The sequence below is a fragment of the Allobosea sp. NPDC055332 genome, from assembly GCF_053645455.1.
In genome coordinates, this window is the sequence record NZ_JBSHMO010000020.1 from 1 (window position 1) to 1,711 (window position 1,711).

The following is a 1,711-nucleotide window of genomic DNA, read 5'->3' on the forward strand; positions in this document are numbered from 1 at the left end:
TATCATTGATTTCTGCAGTGTCAGAAAATGGCGTAATCGGTAGTGGTCCTGATATCCCGTGGTCAGTAAAAGGTGAGCAACTACTCTTTAAAGCGCTCACATATAATCAATGGCTCCTTGTCGGAAGAAAAACATTTGACTCTATGGGTGTTCTTCCAAATCGCAAATATGCAGTAGTGTCAAAGAACGGAATTTCAAGCTCAAATGAAAACGTCCTAGTTTTTCCTTCAATAGAAAATGCTTTGAAAGAGCTATCAAAAGTTACAGATCATGTATATGTCTCTGGCGGGGGTCAAATCTATAATAGCCTTATTGAAAAAGCAGATATAATTCATTTGTCTACTGTTCACGTTGAAGTCGAAGGTGATATCAAATTCCCTATAATGCCTGAGAATTTCAATTTGGTTTTTGAACAGTTTTTTATGTCTAATATAAATTATACATACCAGATTTGGAAAAAAGGCTAACAATGCGTTGCAGCACCAGTCGCTTCGCTCCTTGGACAGCTTTTAAGTCGCGTCTTTGTGGTTTTGCTGCGCAAAAGTATTCCACAAAGCCGCAACTTAAAAGCTGCCGCTGAACTTAACGTTAGGCATCATGGGTGAATTTTTCCCTGCACAAGTTTTCAAGCAGCTGTCCCACGCTCGCGCGGTGATCGAGCGCCATCTGGCTGCGACACTGGACACAATCCACCTGTTCGGATCTGCGATCGATGGAGGGCTGAAGCCGGACAGCGACATAGACTTGCTCGTGACCGTCAGCGCCGCACCTAACGATTCGCTCCGGCAGGCGCTAATGCTCGATTTGCTGAAAGTCTCATCACCGCCAGGCGATGGCGGAACATGGCGACCGCTGGAGCTAACTGTTGTCGCTCGAAGCGAAGTAGTGCCTTGGCGCTATCCGGCGCGGCGTGAGCTTCAGTTCGGTGAGTGGCTCCGCCACGACATCCTTTCCGGAACGTTCGAGCCTGCCGTTCTGGATCACGATCTTGCGATTTTGCTGACCAAGGCGAGGCAACACAGCCTTGCGCTTCTAGGCCCATCCGCAGCCACGTTTTTCGAGCCGGTGCCGAAGGAGCATTTCTCCAAGGCGCTTTTCGACACTATTGCCCAGTGGAATGCAGAGTCGGATTGGAAGGGTGACGAGCGGAACGTCGTTCTTGCTCTTGCTCGCATTTGGTACAGCGCTTCAACTGGTCTCATTGCTCCTAAGGACGTTGCTGCCGCATGGGTATCGGAGCGTTTGCCTGCCGAGCATCGGCCCCTCATCTGCAAGGCACGCGCGGCGTACCTGGGTAGCGAGGACGACGACCTAGCAATGCGCGTCGAAGAGACGGCCGCGTTCGTTCGATATGCCAAAGCAACGATTGAGAGAATCTTGCGTTGAGCGGCATGTGCGAAAAGTGCATCGACCCGCGCCGAGGGCATCTGATGCCTAACTCGGCGTTCAAGCGGACGGGCTGCGCCCGCCGCTCAACTATGCGTTAGATGCACTAAGCACATAATTGCTCACAGCCAAACTATCAGGTCAAGTCTGCTTTTATTATTTTTAAGCGTGCATAATAAGCCCTACACAAATTGGGAGATATATCATGAAAGGCTGGCTTTTTCTTGTTATCGCAATAGTTGGCGAAGTAATCGCAACATCCGCATTAAAATCTAGCGAGGGCTTTACTAAGCTTGCCCCTTCCGCCGTTGTCATAATCGGTTAT

The 1,711-nt window shown here is 49.4% G+C and carries 3 protein-coding genes; all 3 read left to right on the forward strand.

Going from position 1 to position 1,711, the window contains the following annotated elements:
- A partial coding sequence (gene dfrA17 / locus ACWIGM_RS31295; RefSeq protein ID WP_454029849.1) for a trimethoprim-resistant dihydrofolate reductase DfrA17 occupies positions 1 to 467 on the forward strand: 467 nt, incomplete at its 5' end.
- 130 nt (positions 468 to 597) lie between these two features.
- Entirely contained in the window at positions 598 to 1,386 is a 789-nt protein-coding gene (locus ACWIGM_RS31300) for an ANT(3'')-Ia family aminoglycoside nucleotidyltransferase AadA5 (RefSeq protein ID WP_000503573.1), read from the forward strand.
- Between the two features lie 205 nt (positions 1,387 to 1,591).
- The coding region (locus ACWIGM_RS31305; protein WP_241486202.1) for an SMR family transporter at positions 1,592 to 1,711 on the forward strand (120 nt) is incomplete at its 3' end.

What these genes read in the sequence shown, in the direction of transcription:
- ACWIGM_RS31300 (WP_000503573.1), top strand. Translation starts at nt 598, where the DNA reads ATGGGTGAATTTTTCCCTGCACAAGTTTTCAAGCAGCTGTCCCACGCT.